The sequence below is a fragment of the Hymenobacter sp. 5317J-9 genome (genome assembly GCF_022921075.1).
Lineage (GTDB): Bacteria > Bacteroidota > Bacteroidia > Cytophagales > Hymenobacteraceae > Hymenobacter.
This window is the reverse complement of sequence record NZ_CP095050.1, coordinates 3,193,925-3,214,641: the sequence shown is the minus strand read 5'-3', so window position 1 is coordinate 3,214,641 and position 20,717 is coordinate 3,193,925. Positions and strand designations below refer to the sequence as shown.

The window sequence follows — 20,717 nt, the reverse complement described above, 5'->3', positions numbered from 1 at the left end:
GCCGTTCCGCTTAGCAGAAAGGGCTTTTAAAATGTTGGGAGGGCGCTAAAACCGAAAATTGTAGGTCAGCGACGGGATGACGGGAAACAGCGACACCTGCTTGGCCGCGAAGCCCGTGGTGCGGCCGCTGGCCTTATCCCGCACGGTTTCGAAGAACACGAAGTAGGCGTTGCGCCGGTTGTAGGCATTGTAGATGCTCAGGGTGAGGTCCTGGTTCAGGCGAGCGCCGATTTTGTACACCATGCCGAGGTCGAGGCGGTGGTAGGGGATGAGCTGGTAGGTGTTGCGATTGGGGTAAATGGGCACCGGGCGCGGGTCGATGCCCACGCTGGAGCCCGGAATGTCTTGCACGCCAAAGCGGCCCAGCGGCAGCGTGGTCAGGTTGCCGGAGGTGTACACGAAGCTGGCCGTGAGGTTGATGCGCGGGTTGAGCTGGTGCAGCACCACCACGGTCAGGTTGTGGCGGCGGTCGTAGCTGGGGTGGAAGTCCTCGCCATTGTTGATGCCCGTGGTGCCGCGCTGGGGCTGGAAGTTGCGCCAGCTCCAGGCTAGGGTGTAGCCTATCCAGCCAGTGGTTTTGCCGGTTTTTTTCTCTAGGTAAATCTCGTTGCCGTAGGCCCAGCTTTTGCCGAAAATGAATTCGGCGTCCAGCTCCGGGTTCACGAACAGCTGCGCGCCGTCTTTGAAATCGACCTGGTTTTGGCCCCACTTGTAGTACACTTCGTTGGTGAGCAGGTACTTGCCATCGCCCAGCAGGAAGCTGGCGCCGCCGCTCACTTGCTGCGAGCGCTGCGGCTTCACGCTCAGGCGCGAGGGGTACCAGATGTCGGTGGGCAGGGTGGCGCCCGAGTTCGTGACCAAGTGCACGTACTGGTACATCAGGGCGTAGTTGGCCTTGAAGGAGGTGCGGTCGTTGAGGGCGTAGCGGGCCGAGGCGCGGGGCTCGAGGCCGCCGTACTGGTCCGAGCCGCTGCGGAAGCCGGTGAGGCGCAGGCCGCCTTCCAGCTGCAGCTTGTCGGAGGCTTTGTAGTTGTCGGAGGCGTAGAGGGCACCCTCGGCCCCGTAGTAGTTCACGTCGGAGCCGAAGTTCACGCGGCCGTCGCCGGAGTTGGCGTCGAGGCGGCCCACGCCGAAGCGGTGCTGCGTAAAAGTGGCGCCGGCTTTGAAGAGGTGCTTGTCGGTGGGCGTGTACTCGAAATCGGTACGGGCCGTGTAGTCGCGGATGTTGGAGCCCAGGCTGAAGGAAAACTGGTCGAGCCGGTTGGTAAGGCTGTATTGATAGTCCGACACGGCCACCGAAGTGTTCACGAACAGCCGGGGCGAAAACACGTGGTTCCAGCGCAGCGTGCCGATGGTGTTGCCCCAGTTAAAATTGAAATTGAAGCCGCCCGAACTGCTAAACCCGAACACGTCGCGGCCCAGGTAGCCCGTGAAAAACACCTGGTCCTTGTCGCCCAGCGTGTAGTTCGCCTTGGCGTTCATGTCGTAGAAATAGTAGTCGGGGATGGGGCTGTAGTCCTCCTTGCCCTCGTTGGCCTTGTTGAGGGCCCGCGTAAAAATGTCGAAGTAGGTGCGGCGGCCGCTCACGATGAACGAGCCCTTGCCCTTGTTGATGGGCCCCTCGTAGGTGAGGCGCGACGAAATCAGCCCGATGCCGCCCGTGGCCACGTAGTGCTGCCGGTCGCCTTCGCGCAGCTTCACGTCCACCACCGACGACAGGCGCCCCCCAAACTGGGCCGGAAAGCCCGATTTATACAGGTCCACGCTCTGCACGGCGTCGGAATTGAACACCGAAAACAGGCCGAACAAGTGGTTGGGGTTGTACACCACCGCGTTGTCCACCAAAAACAGGTTCTGGTCGGCCGAGCCGCCGCGCACAAACAGGCCGCTCGTGCCCTCGCCACCGCTCTGCACGCCGGGCTTGAGTTGCAGGGTTTTAAGAATGTCGACCTCGCCGAACAGGGCCGGCAGCAGCTTGGCCTCGCGCACGCTGAGGTGCTCCACGCCCATCTGGGTGGTTTTCAGCTTTTCTTCCAGTGTCGCGGCGCCTTGCACCACCACTTCGCCCAGCTCGTTGCCGCTCTCCTCCAGCGCAAAGCTGAGGCGCTGGTTGTGGGTCAGGTTCAGGTCGCGGGTAATTTGCTGGTAGCCAATGGAGGTTACCACCAGCTGGTGGCGGCCGCCGGGCAGCGTCAGCGTGAAGCGGCCCAGGGAATCGGCGGCGGTGCCGGTGCTGAGCTGGGGCACGGCCACGCTGGCGCCGGGCAGGGCCTCGCCGCGGGCGCCGCGCACGGTGCCGCTCAGCGTGAAGCGGCTGGCACCCTGTGCCTCAGCCCGCTGCGCCCCCCATCCAATCAGCAATAAAACAAGAACCAGATAACGGACAGGAGAACTAAAAATCATATAGTTGGCAGCAGGGAATCGCAAAGATAACGCTCACCCCAACGCCCGCTTGTGCCAGATAGTTTGCCCGAAGGGCCGGCAGGGCCCAATAGGCGTTATTTCCCCACGAAAGGCTGCAGGGCCTGCCCAATCTGGGCCGCCGGCACCACGCCCGCCTGCCGCCACACCGGCTGTCCCTGGTGGAATAGTATCAGCGTGGGAATGCTCTGCACGCGGTATTGCTGGGCCACGGCGGGGTTGCGGTCCACGTCGATTTTGATGACGCGCAGCTTGCCGCCGTGCTGGGCCGCCACCTGCTCCAGAATGGGCGCCATGGTTTTGCAGGGCCCGCACCAGGTGGCGTAAAAATCGACCAGTACCGGCATGCCGGGGCTGTTGATGAGTTCGGGGAAGGATTTGCGGGGCATAGGGAATAAAGAATAAAATCAACCGGAAAAACCCATGGGGACCAGCGGTGGGCCGCTGCCGCGCAGGCAAGTAGCTATAACGAAAAAAGCCCGGCGCGCGGCCAGGCTTTCGGTAAAATTCGGCCCGCAACAGGACGCCGGGCTATTTGTTGATGACCGTCACGTCGTTGCCAACTTCGGGAAACACGAAGCGGCCGCTCACGGCTTTCACGCCTTTCACGCGGCACTCCCAGGTGTAGCGGCCGGGGGCGGCCACGGCCGCCTCGCCGCCTTCGGTCTTGAAGTAGTCGGGGTCGGAGGGCTCGGTGGGAAACAGCACGTCGATGCCGGTCTGGTTGTTGGCCAGCTGCTTCACCAGAAAGTAATCCTTGCCGGTTTTCTCACTGTGCACCACAAACGTGGCCGTGTAGGGCCCAAGCTGGCCGTATTTGTCCAGAATGCCCAGCTTGATGTGGGCCGTGGTGCTTACCATCCAGGTTTGGGCGTGGGCCGCGGGCGCGGCCCCAAGCAGAAGCAGGGCCACCAGGGCGCCGAGGGCCCTGCCTCCGAACGAAACCCGGGCGGGGGATGAGGTTGCGGGTACAGATGTCGTCATGAAAAGCGGCGAAAAGGGGTGAGGGGCAAAAACGAGGGCTTGCCTAATACCGGCAAGTAAACTCATTGCAGGCCAAGTTAGCGGGTTAACAGCGAAATAGCAACTTGCTCCGGGCCGTTACTGTTGGGTATTTCCCCGATAGTGCGCTTTTGATTTCCCTTCTCAGAGCATGGCCAGACGGCGCTTGCGGCCCACCCAAGGGCCTCCCTTATCTAATGTATCCGAGGCCGAAACCCGCTGCGGCCTCTGCGAGCGCGAGGTGCAGGCCACCTCCCGCCACCACCTGGTGCCCCGCGAGGAGGGCGGCCGCTACGGCCCCACCGTCGAGCTATGCCAGCCCTGCCACAGCAGCGTGCACCGCTTCCTGAGCAACCGCGAGCTGGCCCGCTTATATCCCACCGTGGAGGCCCTGCGCGCCGCCGAGGGCCTGCAAACCTACCTGCGCTGGATAAAGCGCCAGCGCGTGGAGCGCATCACCAACCGGCGCGCCCGGCGCTAGCTGGCCACCGGCTCAGGGCGCTGGGCGGGCACGGCGCAGCTGGTTTCGTGGCCCAGTATGCCCACCAGGTGCACCGTGCTGTTGCCACCAGCGCCCGGCCGCACCCGAATCTGGGTACCAATCCGGTCCTTGAGGTCGGACACGTGGGAAATGACGCCAATCATCTTGCCCGAGTGCTGCAGGCGTTCCAGCGCATCGAGGGCCGTGTTCAGGGCATCGGGGTCGAGCGTACCGAAGCCTTCGTCGATAAACAGCGACTCGATGCGGGCCTTGTGGCCGGCCAGCTCGCTCAGGCCCAGCGCCAGGGCCAGGCTCACCAAAAAGCTTTCGCCGCCCGAAAGCGAGGCCATGGGGCGCACGGTGTCGGCCTGGTCGTGGTCGATGATTTGCAGCTCCAGGTTCTTGTTGGGCGTTTTAAGGATGGTGTAGCGGCCCGTGAGCTGGCGCAGGCGCAGGTTGGCCAGCCGGGCCAGGTGCGTGAGCGTGAGTCCCTGCGCAAACTGGCTGAACTTGTCGCCCCGCGCCGAGCCGATTTGCTCGCTCAGGTCCTGCCAGCGCTGCTCTTCCTTCTGGCGCCGCTCCAGCTCGCGCAGGCCATCGGCCTGCAGCTGGCGGGCGTCGTCGTCCTGCTTGAGCTGGTTGCTTACGGCGCCCAGCTTCTGCTGCAGCGTGTCGTCGGCGGCCGATAGCGCGTTGAGCTGGGCGGTCAGCTCGGCGGCGATGTGGGGCGTCAGGCCCGCTTCGGCGTGGCGCAGCTGCTCGGCACTGAGGTCTTCGAGGCGGCGGGCCGTGGCGGCCCTGGCCGTGAGGTGGTCCTGGCGGCGTTGTTGCAGGCGCTCGGCTTCGGCCGCGGGCAGGAGCAGCGCGCGCGCTTCGGCGGGGGTAGCAATGCCGGTAGTGGCCAGGGCTGCATCCAGCTCTGTGAGGCGCTGGGCGTGGGTAGCCCGGTGCGTGGCCAGTTGCGCGCGCAGGTCGCGCTGCCGGTTCAGCTGAATTTCCAGCGTTTTTTGCTGGTCTGCCAGCTGCGTTTGGGCGCGCTGGGCCGCGTCGGCCAAGCGCTGGGTGGCTTGGCGAAGCTGTTCGGCTTCGGCCGCAGGATTGGGGCCGGCATAGAAGGCCTGACGGGCGACCTGCTGCTCATCAATGGCCTGCTGCTCCGTTTCCAGTGCCGCGGCGGCGGCGGCGAGTTGGGTTGCCTGCTGGGCCAGTGCTGCGGCGCGGGCTTTGTGCTGGCTGGTTTTTTCCAACAGCATTTTGCCCAGCTCATTCAGTCTCGCTACCTGAGCCTCGTAGTGGTCGGCCCGCTCGCGCAGCGTAGCCAGGATGCCGTCGTAGGGCGGCCGGGCGGGCAGCGCCAGCCGGTGCGGCGCCAGAAAATCCTGAATGGTGCGCTGGAAAATGTCGGTCTGCTCCTGCCAATGCAGCATTTCCTCGGCCAGCTTGGTCAGGTCCGCATCGGTGGTTTGCTGGCGTTCCAGCAGGCGGGGAATTTCGCGCTGGGCCGCCGTGGCCGCCTCGCCTTCTTTTAGGTATTGCTCGCGCAGCTTGGCCAGCTGCTCGTCCAGCTCCGCCACCCGGCGGCGGGCGGCCACGGCGGCCGCCTGTTCGCGGGTAGCTGCTTCCAGCAGGTCGCGCACGGCGGTGGGGGCGGTGGGCTGGGGGGGGCAGGCGTGAGGGCGGCCGCCAGCGCCGTGGCCTGCTGCCGAGCCAAGTCGGCCGCGGCCAGGGCTTCGGCCCGCAGCTTCTGGCGCTGCTGCTGCTCGGTTTGGCAGCGGGCGAGGGCGGTGGTGGCGTGGCGCAGTTCGTCATCGAGCCTGGCCAGTGCCAGCTGCTGCTGCGCCACCCGCTGCTCCTGTTCATCGGCTTCGGCGGCAAAATCGGCGGTGAAGGCGTGTTCCAAAGCGCCGCACAGCGGGCAGGGCTGGCCCGGCTGCAGGTGCTGGCGGTGCTGGTTCAGGTCGGCCAGGGCCTGCTGGGTGCGCAGCTCGCGGCGGTAGCTTTCCAGCAGGTGCTGGCCATCGGTCCGGCGGGCTTCGAGGTGGCGGGCGGTGGCTTCGGCGGCGGTCAGGGCCGGCGTTTCCTGGTCAATCTGGGCGGCCAGCGTTTCGGCGCGGGCACGGTGCTCGTGGGCCGCTTCGGCTTTGGGCAGCAGCAGTTGCAGCGCTTGCTGGCGAGCGGTAAGGTCGTCGGCGCGTTGGGCCAGGTCGGCCGCCGTGGTGCCCCGCAACAGGCCGTCGCGCTCGGTGCGGCAGGGCTTGCCCTCTTCCTCGATGGCTTGCTTGCGGACTTTGGCCTCGGTTTCGAGGGCTTCCTGCTGGCGGAGGTCGGCGGCCGTTTGCTCCTGGTTTTTGCGCAGCTCGGCGCGGCGGGCGTCGCGGGCGGCCATTTCCTTTTGCGCGCCCACCAGGTCAATGATTTCGCGGTCCAGCGCCAGCACCTGGTTTTTGAGGTCAACTTCGGCGCTGTGCTCGATGAGCCAGTGGTCCAGCGTCGTATTCTGGCCTTGCAGGGCTTCAATTTCCTGCGCCTCCTGGCTGAGGTCGTCGGCCGTTTTCTGGTGTTCCCGTTGGCTTTGCGCGTGCGCATCGCGCTGCACCTGCAGCTGGTGCCGGGCGGCGGCTATGGCGGCATCCTGCTGCTGGGCCTGGCTGAGCAGCGGGCGCAGCCGGTCTTCTTCGGCCTGCGCCTGTGCGTGGGCCGCCGTGGCGGCGGTGTGCGCCGTGGCGGCCTTTTCGGCGGCCAGTACTAAGTGAGGAAGGGCTGCTTGCAGCTCGAGCAACTGCTTTTCATCGGTGGCTACTTCTTTTTCGGCGGCTTCGGCCAGTTCCAGGGGTTTGTCGACGGCGGCGGCGCGGAGGTGGCCGTCCAGGCGGGCAAATTCGGGTTGGAGGGCTTCGTCGGCCAGGCGCAGGCGCTCGGCTTCGCGGGAGGTTTCCAGCAGCTGCCGGTCGAGCTGGTCGAGGATGGTGCGCCAAGTCAGGCACAGGTTCAGGTCCTGCTGCTCTTCGTAATGCTGCTCGGCTTGCTGATGCAGCTCGTCCAGCTGCCGTTCCAGCTCGGCGCGCTCTTCTTCCGACAGCAACCGGGTAGCGTCCAGCTTGGCGCGCAGCAGCTTGGTTTTCAGTTCTTCTTCCTTGGCCTTCTCGAACGCCGCCACCGACAGCCGCGAGTAGATACCCACGTTGGTCATCTTTTCGAGCAGGGCGCTGCGCTCTTTTTCCGGCGCGTGCAGAAAGCGCGCAAACTTGCCCTGGCTCAGCAGCACCGACTGCTCAAACTGCCCAAAATCGAGGCCCGACAGCTCGCCCACCCGTTTCGGCACGGCTTCTTTCCCGCTTACCACGGCCACGTTCGACGGGCTGAGCACCAGCGACATGGCGTCGGCGTTGAGGCTGCCTTTGTCTTCGCCGCGCACTTTGCGCTTCACTTCCCAGCGCGAGCGGTAGCGCACCCGGTCCACCTGGCCGGTGTCGGGGTCGGTTTCGTGCACCTCAAATTCTACCTCCGAAAACGCGTCCTTGGCGTGGCGGCTCACCATTTCGCCCACCTGGCGGTCGTGGCGCGGCACCCGGCCGTAGAGGCCCACCGAAATAGCGTCGAGCAAGGTGCTTTTGCCCGCCCCTGTGGGCCCCGTGATGGCAAATAGCCCCGTGTCGGCCAGCGGCGTCTCGTCGAAGCGAATCAGAAACGGACCGGGCAGCGAGTTAAGGTTAGCGAAACGGACGCTGATAATTTTCATTCGATACTTCTCCCAAAAATACTTCCCGAAGGTACGGCAGCCCCGGCCGGCAATCACCCTGGAAAAGCGCTGCGGCTGGTTTCGGTTCCCCGCCAGCGCAGGAGTGCGGCACGTTGCCGAATAACCCCCGCGGCCATGCCGCCGTTCAGCCAAGCGTCGCTTCACCTATTACGCCGGCACCTATGAACTTTATTCGACGCGGGGCGGGCAAGCCGCTCCTGCTGCTACACGGCATTGGCGGCAGCTGGCGCTCCTGGCAAACCATTCTGGAAGACCTGGCCACTCGGCGCGAGGTCATTGCCGTCGACCTGCCCGGTTTTGGCAACACGCCGCCGCTGGCCGGTCCGGTCACCATCGGCACCCTGGCCGATGCCGTGACGGACTTCCTGCGCGAGCAACACCTGCTGGGCATCGACGCCGTGGGCAGCTCCATGGGCGCCCGGCTGGTGCTGGAACTGGCCCGGCGGGGCGGCGTGCTGGGGGCGGTGGTGTCGCTCGACCCCGGCGGCTTTTGGCAAGGCTGGGAAATTCCGGTTTTCTACCACAGCGTCTCGATTTCGACCAAGCTCGTGCGTGTCCTGCAGCCCGCAATGCCCTTCCTGACCGGAAACGCCGCTACTCGCTCGCTGCTGTTTGCGCAGTTCTCGGCCCGGCCGTGGGCCATTCCGGCCTACGCGGCGCTCGACGAGATGCGCAGCTTCGCGCATTCCCCTTCGTTCGATGAATTGCTCTGGAACCTAGCCCACGGCGAAGTGCAGCAAGGGGCGCCGCGGGGCACCATCAGCAGCCCGCTGGTCATCGGCTGGGGCCGGCAGGACAAGGTGTGCTTGCCCGGCCAGGCCAAACGCGCCCTGGAAAGATTCCCGGATGCCCGCCTGTATTGGTTCGACCGCTGCGGCCATTTTCCGCAGTGGGACCAGCCCGCCGAAACCGTTCGCCTGATTCTGGCTGCTACCGCCGGAGAATCATTTCAGGAAGCCGAATTTGCCCGGCCGGCACATCGGGAAGAAACCACGCGAGTTGCTCCTGTCGCGGTGGCGGCAGGTGTGGCGGCGCTGGTGTTGGGCGGCATCTGGCTGTTGGCCAGAAAGCCAGCAGCTACCAGGTAATTATTCCTGGCCGCCCCAGGCCAGCGGGTCGGCCTCGGCCAGCAGCTGGCGCAGCTCGCCAAACGTGGCGGTGAGGGCCGCGGCCCGCTCCGGCGGCAGGCCCGCCACGCGCCGGCCAAACACCTCGTCCACGGTCAGCTCGTGCAGCAGGGCCAGCGGAATGGCGGTTTCGGCCAGGTCGGGCGCTTCGGTGGCGCGCTGGTGGCGCACGCCGCGCGGGGCCACCACCTGCTGCTTTTGTAGCTGCAGCACGGCCTGCACCCGGCGCTGCACTTCGGCGGGCGTCTCGTCGGAGCGCACCAGCACGTCGGCCCAGGCCACCAACTGGAAGGCGGCGTTGTCGAAGGCCAGAATGTCGGCCTCTACTTCCTCCAGGGTGCCATGAAAGCGCTGCAAACGGCGCGTCACGGGCACCGGGATGCTGCTGATGCGGGGGGCGCCGGCTCCTTCAAATTCCAGCAGCAGCACCTGCTGCTTGTCGTCGGCCTCGGTGAAGGACAACGGCACCGGCGAGCCCGAGTAGCGGATGTGCGCCCGGCCGCCCACCACCTGCGGGCGGTGCAGGTGGCCCAGGGCCACGTAGTCGAACGCGGCCGGAAAATGCTCGGCTCCAATTAGGCCAAGGCCGCCGATGTGCACGTCGCGCTCGGCGCCCTCGCGGGCTTCGCCGCCGGCCGCGTAGAGGTGGCCGGTGGCCAGCACGGGCACGTCCTGCTCGCGCAGGCGGCGCACGGCGTCACTCTCGGCCAGGGCGGCGTAGTGGTCGGCAATGCTCTGGCGGATGCGGAGTTGGCGGTCGTCCAGCGTCTCGCCGGCCACGGCCAGGCGAATGTCGCGGTCGCGCAGAAAGGGCACGGCGCATACCACCAGGCCGGGCCCACCGTCGGCGCGGTTGAGGTGCAGGATTTGCTCGGCGGGGTCGGTGGGCACGCCGCCCACCACGTGAATGCGCAGCTGCCGCAGCAACTGCCGCGAGGCGTTGAGCATGGTGGGCGAGTCGTGGTTGCCGCCCACCACCACAATGTCGCGGCAGCCGGTGGCTTGCATCTTCACCAGGAAGGTATAATACAGCTCCTGCGCCGTGTACGACGGCGTTTGGGTATCGAAAATGTCGCCGGCAATTACCAGGGCGTCAATGCCCTGGTCCTGCACGGTCAGCAGGAGCCAGTCGAGGAAAGCCTGCTGCTCGGTGGTGCGTTCCTGGCCCGTGAGAAAGTGCTGGCCAAGATGCCAATCGGCGGTGTGAAGGACGCGCATAGGGTAGAGATAATCTCAAAGATACCCAGGCCCAAGGAATGTCGGCGCCGCTTCGTGACGGCCGGCGCTTGCCTCTCACGCAGCCCAGCCGGCCATTCAATGAGGGTTATTCGTCCAATTTGTAAATGAATTCTTCTATCTCCGCTTGCCGGGCATTGGCGAAGCCTTTGTCGGTGCCAACCTTCACAAAGCCGCATTTTTCCAACACTTTCTGCGAGCCCAGGTTGTCGAACGCAACCCGGCCAAAAATTGGTCGGGCTCCTTCAATAGCGAGAAAAGCGGTGAGGGCCGCCGTCGCAATGCCCTGCCCCCAAAAGCTTTTATCCAGCCAGTAGGTGATTTCGGCATCGCCGGCAATCTCGAATTTGGCAATGCTGCCCGCAACCCGGCCGTCAACCAAAATGGCCTGCGTATTGATGGTGGGGTCTTGCAGGTGCCGGGTGTATTTCTCGAAATAAGCGGCTTTGTCGGAAGGGGCTTTGGGCGTAAACGCCGCCAGGAAAATGCCTTCTTCGTCGAGCTGAAACCGGAAGAGGGATTCCAGGTCGGATACTTCGGCTTTTCTCAGTTGCACTCGGGGCTGCTGCATGATATTGAGGTGATGAAGGCGCTTTCCGCTGCCGGCCGCCGGCCGGTAGGCGTAGCGCCAGGCGAGCGGTTATGACCGGGCTGAAAAGACAATTGCCGCTACTGCCCAGGCGAAGGGAGTAGCGGCAATTGGGGCATGTCGCCGTAAGGCTAATGCACGGCCTGCTTCTGAAACTCCGTAATGGCTTCGCCCAAATCCAGCACCTCGGCGCCGGGAAGGGCCTGGTGCACGATGCTGGCGCCGGCCGCCGAGCGGTAGCCACCGGCGCAGTGAATGAGCACGGGCTTGTCGGTGGGGATTTCGTGGGCGCGCTCGCGCAGCTCGGGCAGCGGAATGAGCAGGGCGTTGTCGAACACCGGGTCTTTGGCCTCGGCCCGGTTGCGGATGTCGACGATGGTGAAAGCCTCGGGGTGCTGGCGCACGGCGTCCACGTCCACGGCGGGGGAGGTTTCGGGCAGAGCCAGCGGGGCCAGCAGGGCACCTTTGATGTTGGCCTCGTAGCCGATTTTGGCGGTTTTGCGTACCACCGTGTCCAGGGCTATTTTGGTGTCGGCCAGCAGGTAAAACTTCTCGCCGGGGCCCACCACCGAGCCCAGCCAGGTTTCAAACTTGCCGCCGTCCTGCAGGTTGATGGCGCCGGGTAGGTGGCCGGCGCGGAACTTGGCCGCCGGCCGCGTGTCGATGATGAGCACGCCGGGCTCCAGCATCACGTTGCTGCCCGGGTGCGGCACGGCCCGGATGCTGTCCTCGAAGCTGGGGGCGCCCGCCTTGTTCAGTTTCACGTCGTGCCCGAAATACTTGGGCACGAAGGGCTGGTCTTCGAGCAGTACCTTAATAAACTCGTCCTGCGACATGGGCTGCAGGGCGTAATTGGTCTTGAGCTCCTTGGCAATGGTGCTGTCGAGGTCGGGGCTGGTGGTTTTGCCGCAGAGGCTGCCGGGGCCGTGCGCCGGGTACACGCGGGTGCTGCCGGGCAGGGTCATGAGTTTGTTGCGGGTGCTGCGGTAGAGCTCGGCGGCCAGCTCTTCGCGCTTGTGGCCGCCAATGGCCTCGTCCTCGCGCAGGTCGGGCCGGCCCACGTCGCCCACAAATAAAGTGTCGCCCGTGAACACGGCGCGGCTCTGGGCCAGCTCGTCCATCAGCAAAATGCTGATGCTGTCGGGGGAGTGGCCGGGGGTGTTGATGGCGTGCAGCTCCACGCTGCCCAGCTTGAGGCGGTCGCCGTCGTCGAAGGATTTGTGGGGGTATTTGGCGCCCACCAGCTTGCTGCAGTAGATGGTGGCCTCGGTTTCCTGGGCTATTTCCAGGTGCGACGACACGAAATCGGCGTGCGGGTGGGTCTCAATCACGGCCACGATGTCGGCCTCGTGCTCGTCGGCAAAATCGTAGTAGGGCTGGGGGTCACGGCCCGGGTCGATGACGGCGACCTGGCGGCCGCAGCGCACGGCGTAGCTGGCGTGGGCCAGGCCCTTGTCGTAAAACTGCTGAATTTGCACGGCCGAGGCCGTGCTACTGGGGAGGGGAGGCATGGGGTGGAGGAATAAGGCCGTTTTCGGGCCAGGTGGTTAGGCCAAATATAAGCAACCGCCGGAATGCGGGGTGCGGTTCAGGTTGGCTTTTGCGCACAAAAAAGCCCCGGCCGGTGGGGCCGAGGCTTTTTGAAGTGGTTGAAAACGAAGGCGATTACGCTTTGGCCTTCACCTTGGTTTTGCCGCCCTGCATCTTGCCGTGGCCGCGGTGCTCGGCCTTCATTTGGTCGAACTTGGCGTATTGCTCCGGCGTGAGGATGCTCTTGAGCTGGGCTTCGTACTTCTCGTGCGAGGCTTTCATTTCGGCGCGGCCAGCCGTTTTGTTGGCGGCGTACTTGGTTTTCAGAGCTTGGGTTTCCTGCTGGCGGGCCAGCATCAGCTGCTCCACTTTGGTTTCCTGGTCGGCGGTCAGGCCGAGCTCTTTAGCCATTTTGGCGGCGTGCTGGTCGGCTTTTTTAGCGGGGTCTTTGTGGCCGCCCTTGCCGTGGTGCATTTTAGCGGGGGCGGTGGCAGCGGGGGCAGTTTGGGCAAAGCTGGTGCCGGCGGTGGTGAAAGCCAGGGCAGCGAGCAACATCAGGGTCTTTTTCATGATAAGGGGAAGAGAGAAGGGATAAGACGGGGAGTAGGGAAGAAGCGAAGAATACGGGTTCATTCGCTTGCCAGGGTATTTGCAAGCAGTATGCCAAGACTGGGTGCCCTGCAAAAAGGCCCTGCTTGTATCGATGAGCAGGGCCTTTTTGCAGACGAAAACCCGGAGGCTTATCGGCCGGCCGGCCGGCCCTGGCCGCTGGCCCGGCGCTCGCGCATTTTGTCGCGGGCGTCGTCTTTCATCTGGTCGAACTTCGCAAATTGCTCCGGCGTGAGCACGGCCTTAATCTGGTCGGTGTATTTGGCTTGGGCGGCTTTCAGGTCCTGGCCCATGCCGCGCTGGCGGCCGCCGGTTTGTACCTTCTCGCGCATGGCCATCATTTCCTGGCGCTGGGCCAGCAAGATGGGCTGCAACTTGGCCTGCTGGTCGGCGCTGAGGCCTAGTTCTTTGGCGAGGTACTGGGTGCGGCGTTGGGCCTGCTGCTCGGGCGTGGCTTGCGCGGTGGCCATGCCGGCATTGGCCGGGGCCTGGGCCGAAGCGGCGCTGGCGGCGCCGAGCGAAAGAGCGAGCAACACAAGGATTCTTTTCATAAAGCGGGGTGATGAAGGGTGAAACACGGGCGTTGGATGCTGCGGGGCGCGGCGGGTTTAAGCACGGCCGGGCAACGGTGGAAGGCCGCCCGCGTCAGGGGCCCTGGCAGCGGGCGCCCATTCGGAGCCAATTTGCTGCCTATATTTCGGGCCCGCCGCTGTTTTCTGGGGCAAAACCCGGGCAAATAGCGTCGGACCATCCCGTTTACCGAACCCTTTATTTCACACTTCTTCCTCCTTTACACTTAACACATGGCAAGTATTTTCGCCAAAAAACCCCTGTCCGTGCTTCTGGGCGAGGCCAATGCTTCCGGACACGGCACCCTGCAGCGCACGCTGGGCGCCGGCAACCTCGTGGCCCTGGGCGTGGGCGCCATCATCGGGGCGGGCCTGTTTGTGCGCACCGCCGCGGCTGCCGCGCAGGCTTCCGGGCCGGGCGTCACGCTGGCTTTCATTCTGGCGGCGTTTGGCTGCGTGTTCGCGGGCCTGTGCTACGCCGAGTTTGCGGCCATGATTCCCATTGCCGGCTCGGCCTACACCTACGCCTACACCACCATGGGCGAGTTTGTGGCCTGGGTCATCGGTTGGGCCCTCGTGATGGAATACGCCCTAGGCGCGGCTACTGTCAGCATTGCCTGGAGCGAGTACCTGAACAAGCTCTTGGAGGTCTTTGGCACCAGTATACCGTATAGTTTATGCCACTCGCCCTTCGAGCACGCCGTCATCAACAACGTGGAGCAGCACGGCATCGTCAACCTGCCGGCGTTGTTCATCATCGTGATGCTCAGCCTGCTGCTGGTGAAGGGCACGCAGGAGTCGGCCCTGTTCAACGCCGTCATCGTGGTGCTGAAGGTGCTCATCGTGGTGGTGTTCATCGCCGTGGGCTGGCAGTTCATCAACTCGGCCAACCACACGCCCTACCTCATTCCGGCCGATGCCGTGGTGAAAAACGCGGCCGGCGAAACGGTGCGCACCTACGAAGGCTTCTTCAAGCACGGCCTGGGCGGCATCATCGGCGGCGCGGGGATTGTGTTCTTTGCCTTCATTGGTTTCGACGCCGTGAGCACGGCGGCGCAGGAAGCGCGCAACCCCAAGCGCGACATGCCCATCGGCATTCTGGGTTCGTTGGCCATCTGCACGGTGCTGTACATCCTGTTCGGCCACGTGCTGACGGGCGTGGCCAGCTGGCGCGAGTTTGCCGACCCGGCGCTGGGCGGCGAAGCTTCGGTGGCCTATGCCATTCGGGCGCACATGCCCGGCTACGGCTGGCTGGCCACGGGCGTCACGGTGGGCATCCTGCTCGGTTTCACCTCGGTTATCCTCGTAATGCTCATGGGCCAGAGCCGCGTGTTCTTCTCCATGGCCAAAGACGGCCTGATGCCCAAGGCGTTTTCGGAGCTGCACCCCAAGTTCAACACCCCCTACAAGTCGAACCTGATGCTGATGGTATTTGTGGGCTTGTTTGCGGCTTTCGTGCCCGGCTCGCTGGCTGGCGACCTCACCTCGTTTGGCACGCTGCTGGCCTTCGTGCTGGTGAGCATCGGCGTGTGGATTATGCGCCGCTCCGACCCCGACCAGCCGCGTCCGTTCCGCGCGCCGCTCTCGTCGCCCAGCTTCCCGCTGGTGCCCATCATGGGTGCGCTGGTGTGCACGCTGCTCATCGTCGGCCTCGATGCGTTCACGCTGAAAGTGGCCGTGGGCTGGATGTTGCTGGGCTTCATCGTGTACTTCCTCTACGGCAAGCAAAACTCCATGCTCCAGAAGGGCGTGGTGGTGGTGCCCACCGAAATGGAGGAAGAAGCCTTCATCAAGCCCGACCCGAACAACCTGTAGGTCGCTAGTCAGACTTCATCTTGAAAAACCCCGCCGGTAAGCACCGGCGGGGTTTTTTTAGTATCCTTAGGCAACCAATCTGGCCGGTAGGCGGTCAGGCTGCCGTGGTCCGTCCCTAGCCTTCCTATGAAAAGCCCTCACCTTCTTTCTGCCTTCAGCATCGTTGCGCTAACCGGGGCTGGTACGCTCCTGAGCGGCTGCGGCGACAAATGCGCCGGTGTCTATTGCTCGCCGTGCAATGCTTTCATCGACGACATCATCGTCTACATAGACGTGGACAGCCTGCACGGCGGCTTCCGCAGGGCTGACCTAGCGGGAGGTTACGCGGTACGCTACGTAGCACCCGGTTTTGCCCGGCCGATTGATACTGTGCGCCAAGTGCGTGGCGGCACCAATTTTTACAATGGTGGAGTCACGTTGCGCTCCTTACCCTGGCCGGCGATGGTTTCGGTGCCGGCCCCATCCAACCTGGAAAGCTATAACTTCCGTTTTGTGCTGCCGGCCACTAACCGGACGTACGATTTAAGCGATATTGAATTGCAGATTGGGGAAAGCGGTGGCGACGGCTGTTGCGGCTGCGGCCAGAACACGCGCCGTCGCTTCGTGCTCAACGGCGTGCCCGTGGTGGCCGACGGTGACGGCAGTGGGCGCGGGGCCGTTTTGCAACGTTAAAGAAGCGGGCGACTGTTGCCTTGCCCAGACGGCGCCTGCCTTGTTGCGGCACACAAACCATCCTATGCCGCCGCGGCCAGTGCCGCCTTGCGGCGTAGCGGCTGTGCCCGCCGGTAGCTGAGGCTGCGCCATACCCATTCGGCCGGCCCAAACTGGTAGCGTTTCAGCCACCAGCGGCAGAACAGGAGCTGGCCGCCCACAACGCCTGCGGCCAGGGGCCAGAGCAGCGTGGGCCCTACCTTGCCCGCCCACCCTAGGCCCAGCCCGTAAAACAGGAAAGCGCCAATGAAGCTCTGGCTGAGGTAGCAAGTGAGGGCCATGCGCCCCAGCGGGGCTAATTGGCGCAGTACCTGCTGGGCACCCGGCCGACGCCAGGCCAGCGCAAACGTGGCCGCGTAGCCCAGCGCCAACGGCGCCACGCCCAGCGCATATAGCACGGCAAAGGACAGCCCCGGCGTCTGGCCCAGGTTGTAGGCGCGGCCGTGGTCGAGGTAGGCGTTGAGCAGGCTGGCGGCCAGGCCCAGTACCAATCCGCCCAAAGCTACGCGCCGCAACAGGGGCCGGTAGGCATCGAGCTGCCGGGATACCTGGTGCCGGCCCACCCACAGCCCCAGCAGAAACATGGCCAGCACCTTGCAGATGCGCCATTGAAAAAGCAAGTCGCCGGCCCGGTAGAAGAAGCCCGAGCGCATGGCTTTCGCGAAAAAGACCCAGTCGGAATTGGCTACCACCTGGTAGAAGGAGGTGATGTGCAGGGGCTGGTCGAGGGCCTGGGCCACGGCGTAGAATGGCGCCGCCGGCGTGAGCGGCAACCGGGCCTGCCAGCCGCCGCCCAGCCAGAACACGGCCCACAGCGGCACCGGCAGCAGCAGCAGCCCCACGGCCCAGCGGCCAATGGCCCGGTCGGGCAGGTGGCGCAGCCGTACCAGCAGCAGCCCCACCAGCGCGTAAAAGGCCAGAATATCGCCGGGCCAGATGAACAGCAGGTGCACCAGCCCGATGCCCAGCATCACCCACAGGCGCCGCCGATACGTCAGCAGTTGCGCGTCGCCCCGGGCGGTGGCGCTTTGCAGCTGCACCGCAAAGCCCACCCCAAACAGCAGCGAAAACAGCGAGTAGAACTTGCCGTCGACCAGCGCCCGAATGAGGAAGGCGGCGGCCGGGTCGGTGGCGGCGGTGGGCAGCTGGGCGGCCGGCACCCCGCCCGGCTCGTTCCAGGCCGCAAACCCCGTAAACAGATTGGCCAGGCACACGCCGCACAGGGCAAAGCCGCGCAGGGCGTCCAGCAGTTCGGCGCGGTCGGTTTCGGCCAGTGGCGCGGCCGGCAGGGGGGGAGAGGAGGCATCGGGCGCAGGACTTGGGGTAAGTGGAGCTGTTAATATATAATTAAAATTATATATTATGCCGATACCGCCCCGCTTAACTGGCGGCCTTCACTTCGCTTTTGAGCTTGAGCACCCTGTCGCCGTTGTCCTGCACGATGACCAGGGCCGGGTCGTCGGCCGAGCCGTTGCGGTGAATTTCGGCGCCCTTGATGGTGCGGGAGATGGACTCTTTGTGCACAGACTCAATTTTGCCGGTGGCGGTGCCGGTGCCGTATTTCCAGGAAACTTTGGTGCCCTTGCGCATAAAAATGAAAACGAAATGGTGAACAAATAGGGGGCTGCAAGCCCCGGTTTTCTGCTGCTTACTTTCATTTGAGCAGTACCGTTGCTGGGGCGCTGGCCAAAGGGCTACATTTGATGAGAAAAAGAGCAACGACTCCAGCCTTTTTTGGAGAAACTCTCAACCATCGACCCGCCATTTGATGAAAATTGCTACTCCACGGCTGCCGTTGGCGGCCGGCCTAGCGCTGCTGGGCACGGCCGCTGCGGCCCAGCCCGGCACCTTCCCGCGCAACGGCGTGTACGACCAGCGCCCGGGCGTATTCGCCTTCACCCACGCCACGCTATTCACTGACTACAAGACCAAAATCAGCGACGCCACGCTGCTGGTGCGGGACGGAAAAGTGGTGACTGCCGGCCCGGCGGCGGCCGTAAAAATCCCGGCCGGGGCCGTGGTGCAGGACGTGCGCGGCAAGTTCATCTACCCGGGGTTTGTGGATGTGTACACTAGCTACGGCGTGCCCGAAATTCCGGCCGCGCAGCGCCAGAGCCGGCGCGTAGGCCCGCAGTTCGACAGTCAGAAAACCGGCGCCTACAGCTGGAACCAGGCCATTCACCCGGAGGTGAACGCCGCCGAGCAGTTCAAAATCAACAACGACCAGGCCACGGCCTACCGGGCGCTGGGCTTCGGGGCCGTGCTCACGCAGCAGGCCGACGGCATCATGCGCGGCACGGCGGCGCTGGTGAGTTTGAACACCAACCGGCGCGAGCAGGAGGTAATGCTACTGGAAAAAGCCGCCTCGGGGTTGTCGTTCGACAAGGGCACGAGCACCCAGGACTACCCGGGCTCGCTCATGGGCAGCATTGCGCTGCTGCGCCAAACCTACCTCGACGCCCAGTGGAACCAGCGCAGCCCCAGCCGCGAGCGCAACCTCTCGCTGCAGGCGCTGAGCCAGCAAAAGGCGCTGCCGGCCATTTTCCAGGTGAGCGACAAGCTCTCGGCCCTGCGCGCCGATAAGCTGGGCGACGAAGCCGGCCAGCAATACATCATTAAGGGCCGGGGCGACGAGTACCAGCGCCTCGACGACCTGAAAAAGACGGGCGCCGCCTTCGTGCTGCCCCTTAACTTCCCGGATGCCTACGACGTGGCCGACGTGTACGATGCCCTGCGCATTCCGCTCGAAGACCTGAAGCACTGGGAGTTGGCGCCCGCCAACGCCGCTAGGCTCAGCCAGGCCGGTGTGCCCTTTGCCCTCACGGCTGCCGACCTGAAGGACAAAAAGAAATTCCTGCCCAACCTGCGCAAAGCGGCCCAGTACGGCCTGAGCGAAACCGCGGCGCTGCAGGCCCTCACCGAAACGCCCGCGCGCCTGCTGCGCGCCCAGGACCGGGTCGGGGCGCTGAAGCCGGGCATGGAAGCCAATTTCATCGTGTGCTCGGCCAACTTGCTTGCCGACGACAACGTGTTGCTCGACAATTGGGTGCAGGGCGAGCGGTACCAGCTAAGCACCGTGCCAGCCGACTACCGCGGCGTGTACAGCCTGAAAATCGGCAGCCAGCCCGAGGGCCGCTTCCTGATTCAGGGCAAGCCCGAGGCACCGGAACTCAAAATTGTGCCCACGGCCGGCGACACCCTCAAAGGCAACCTGACCGTGACCAGCGACCTGGCCACAGTGGTATTCAACCCGGCTGATAGAAAAAAGAAGAAAGGGGAGAAGGAGCCCGACAAAAAGCCCGCCGCCGAGGGCTCAGTGCGGCTGAGCGGCTACTACACGCAGGAGGGCCGCGTGTTTCAGGGCGATGGACTGCTGGCCGATGGCACGCCGGTAAAATGGCGGGCGGTGCGGCAGGAAGAAGCCACCCGCGCCGCCAAGCGTGACTCGGCCAAAGCGACCCCGGCGCCGGTGCTGGGCAGCGTGATGTTCCCGTTTGCTGCCTACGGCCGGGCGGCCATGCCCAGCCAGCAGCCCACGCTCATCAAGAACGCCACGGTGTGGACCAGCGACGCCGCCGGCAAGCTGGAAAGCACCGATGTGCTGCTGGAAAACGGCAAAATCACGAAGATTGGCAAAAACCTGAGCCTGCCCAAGGGCGCCCGCAGCATCGACGGCACGGGCAAGCACCTGGCGCCGGGTATCATCGACGAGCACTCGCACCTGGCCATTTCGGGCGGGGTGAACGAGGGCACCCAAGCTGTAACCAGCGAAGTCCGCATTGGGGATGTTGTTGACAACGAGGACGTGGGGATTTACCGCGACCTAGCCGGCGGGGTGGTGGCCGCGCAGCTGCTGCACGGCTCGGCTAACCCCATCGGCGGGCAGTCGGCGCTGGTGAAGATGCGCTGGGGCGCCACGCCTGAGGACATGAAAATTGCCGGTGCGCCGGGCTTCATCAAGTTTGCCCTGGGCGAAAACGTGAAGCAGAGCAACTGGGGCGAGATGAACGTGCTGCGCTTCCCGCAGACGCGCATGGGCACCGAGCAGGTGTTCGTGGACGCCTTCACCCGCGCTAAGGAGTACGAGCAGGAGTGGAAGGCCTGGAACAAGCTCGGCAAAAGCAAGCAGCAAAAGGGCGAGGCCCCGCGCCGCGACCTGGAGCTGGAGGCGCTGGTCGAAATCCTGAACCAGCAGCGCTTCATCACCTGCCACAGCTACGTGCAGAGCGAAATCAACATGCTGCTGAACGTGGCCGACCGCCTGGGCTTCAAGGTGAACACCTTCACCCACATTCTGGAAGGCTACAAGGTGGCCGACAAAATGAAGGCCCACGGCGTGAACGCCAGCACCTTCTCGGACTGGTGGGCCTATAAGAACGAGGTGAAGGACGCCATCCCGTACAACGCGGCCATCATGACGCGGGCCGGGCTGAACGTGGCCATCAACTCCGATGACGCCGAGATGAGCCGCCGCCTCAACCAGGAAGCCGCCAAAACGGTGAAATACGGCGGGCTAACCGAAGAAGAGGCGCTGCGCCTGGTCACCATCAACCCGGCCAAAATGCTGCACCTCGACGCCCGGATGGGTTCCATCAAGGAAGGCAAGGACGCCGACGTGGTGCTCTGGTCCGACAACCCGCTCAGCATCTACGCCCACCCGGAATACACGTTTGTGGACGGCCGCGAAATGTTCAGCCTGGCGGCCGACGCCGCCCTGCGCGCCGACATTCAAAAGGAGCGCCAGCGCCTGGTGCAAGCCATGCTGACGGCCAAAAAAGGCGGCGCGCCCACCCAGGCCGCCCCCGGCAAAGCCCAGGGCCTGTGGCACTGCGACACCCTCGGCGAAGAAAAAGAACTAGCTAAATAG

General features: G+C 64.5%; 17 protein-coding genes. 5 read left to right on the top strand and 12 right to left on the bottom strand.

What is annotated here, in order from left to right; all coding sequences use genetic code 11:
- Positions 1 to 45: 45 nt before the first annotated feature.
- From MUN81_RS13650 to MUN81_RS13640, 3 genes are all read right to left on the bottom strand, one after another.
- The gene (locus tag MUN81_RS13650) at positions 46 to 2,361 is read right to left on the bottom strand and encodes a TonB-dependent receptor (RefSeq protein ID WP_245111211.1); all 2,316 of its coding nucleotides are present in this window, start codon (positions 2,359 to 2,361) and stop codon (positions 46 to 48) included.
- Between the two features lie 137 nt (positions 2,362 to 2,498).
- A complete protein-coding gene (trxA, locus tag MUN81_RS13645; RefSeq protein WP_190924196.1) occupies positions 2,499 to 2,810 on the bottom strand; it encodes a thioredoxin in 312 nt (103 codons plus the stop codon).
- A 142-nt stretch (positions 2,811 to 2,952) separates the two neighbouring features.
- Complete coding sequence (locus MUN81_RS13640; protein ID WP_245111209.1) at positions 2,953 to 3,405, bottom strand: hypothetical protein; 453 nt, start codon at positions 3,403 to 3,405, stop codon at positions 2,953 to 2,955.
- Positions 3,406 to 3,574: 169 nt separating this feature from the next.
- Here MUN81_RS13640 and MUN81_RS13635 point away from each other — a divergent pair, with 169 nt between their 5' ends.
- Positions 3,575 to 3,904 (top strand): HNH endonuclease, encoded by a 330-nt coding sequence (locus tag MUN81_RS13635; protein WP_245111208.1) that lies wholly within the window; start codon positions 3,575 to 3,577, stop codon positions 3,902 to 3,904.
- Here the strand turns inward: MUN81_RS13635 and MUN81_RS13630 are convergent.
- Both MUN81_RS13630 and MUN81_RS13625 read right to left on the bottom strand, forming a co-directional pair.
- Positions 3,901 to 5,541 (bottom strand): SbcC/MukB-like Walker B domain-containing protein, encoded by a 1,641-nt coding sequence (locus MUN81_RS13630; RefSeq protein WP_245111206.1) that lies wholly within the window; start codon positions 5,539 to 5,541, stop codon positions 3,901 to 3,903. The genes MUN81_RS13635 and MUN81_RS13630 overlap by 4 nt on opposite strands.
- Positions 5,430 to 7,643 (bottom strand): AAA family ATPase, encoded by a 2,214-nt coding sequence (locus MUN81_RS13625; RefSeq protein WP_245111204.1) that lies wholly within the window; start codon positions 7,641 to 7,643, stop codon positions 5,430 to 5,432. Before MUN81_RS13625 ends, MUN81_RS13630 begins: the two co-directional genes overlap by 112 nt.
- A 182-nt stretch (positions 7,644 to 7,825) precedes the next feature.
- Here MUN81_RS13625 and MUN81_RS13620 point away from each other — a divergent pair, with 182 nt between their 5' ends.
- A complete protein-coding gene (locus MUN81_RS13620; RefSeq protein WP_245111203.1) occupies positions 7,826 to 8,752 on the top strand; it encodes an alpha/beta fold hydrolase in 927 nt (308 codons plus the stop codon).
- On the opposite strand, the gene sbcD is transcribed toward MUN81_RS13620, so the two are convergent.
- The 5 genes from sbcD to MUN81_RS13595 all read right to left on the bottom strand — a co-directional run bounded on the left by sbcD (position 8,753) and on the right by MUN81_RS13595 (position 13,306).
- Positions 8,753 to 10,009, bottom strand: coding sequence for an exonuclease subunit SbcD (sbcD, locus tag MUN81_RS13615; RefSeq protein ID WP_245111201.1), 1,257 nt, complete (start codon positions 10,007 to 10,009; stop codon positions 8,753 to 8,755).
- A gap of 106 nt (positions 10,010 to 10,115) precedes the next feature.
- Positions 10,116 to 10,598 carry a GNAT family N-acetyltransferase gene (locus MUN81_RS13610; RefSeq protein WP_245111200.1) on the bottom strand — a complete coding sequence of 161 codons (483 nt, stop codon included), beginning with the start codon at positions 10,596 to 10,598 and terminating at the stop codon, positions 10,116 to 10,118.
- A gap of 149 nt (positions 10,599 to 10,747) precedes the next feature.
- Positions 10,748 to 12,127, bottom strand: coding sequence for an MBL fold metallo-hydrolase (locus MUN81_RS13605; RefSeq protein WP_245111198.1), 1,380 nt, complete (start codon positions 12,125 to 12,127; stop codon positions 10,748 to 10,750).
- Between the two features lie 154 nt (positions 12,128 to 12,281).
- Complete coding sequence (locus tag MUN81_RS13600; RefSeq protein ID WP_245111196.1) at positions 12,282 to 12,716, bottom strand: DUF4890 domain-containing protein; 435 nt, start codon at positions 12,714 to 12,716, stop codon at positions 12,282 to 12,284.
- A 170-nt stretch (positions 12,717 to 12,886) separates the two neighbouring features.
- A complete protein-coding gene (locus tag MUN81_RS13595; protein WP_245111195.1) occupies positions 12,887 to 13,306 on the bottom strand; it encodes a hypothetical protein in 420 nt (139 codons plus the stop codon).
- Between the two features lie 252 nt (positions 13,307 to 13,558).
- Between MUN81_RS13595 and MUN81_RS13590 the strand changes: the two genes are divergently transcribed.
- A complete protein-coding gene (locus MUN81_RS13590) occupies positions 13,559 to 15,139 on the top strand; it encodes an amino acid permease (protein WP_245111193.1) in 1,581 nt (526 codons plus the stop codon).
- A gap of 126 nt (positions 15,140 to 15,265) precedes the next feature.
- Positions 15,266 to 15,811, top strand: a complete 546-nt coding sequence (locus MUN81_RS13585) for a hypothetical protein (protein WP_245111191.1) — start codon at positions 15,266 to 15,268, stop codon at positions 15,809 to 15,811.
- 62 nt (positions 15,812 to 15,873) lie between these two features.
- Here MUN81_RS13585 and MUN81_RS13580 read toward each other — a convergent pair whose 3' ends face one another.
- Both MUN81_RS13580 and MUN81_RS13575 read right to left on the bottom strand, forming a co-directional pair.
- The gene (locus MUN81_RS13580) at positions 15,874 to 17,064 is read right to left on the bottom strand and encodes a DUF418 domain-containing protein (protein WP_245111190.1); all 1,191 of its coding nucleotides are present in this window, start codon (positions 17,062 to 17,064) and stop codon (positions 15,874 to 15,876) included.
- Between the two features lie 166 nt (positions 17,065 to 17,230).
- Positions 17,231 to 17,440, bottom strand: a complete 210-nt coding sequence (locus tag MUN81_RS13575; RefSeq protein WP_245111188.1) for a DUF2945 domain-containing protein — start codon at positions 17,438 to 17,440, stop codon at positions 17,231 to 17,233.
- Between the two features lie 178 nt (positions 17,441 to 17,618).
- Between MUN81_RS13575 and MUN81_RS13570 the strand changes: the two genes are divergently transcribed.
- A complete protein-coding gene (locus MUN81_RS13570) occupies positions 17,619 to 20,717 on the top strand; it encodes an amidohydrolase family protein (RefSeq protein ID WP_245111186.1) in 3,099 nt (1,032 codons plus the stop codon).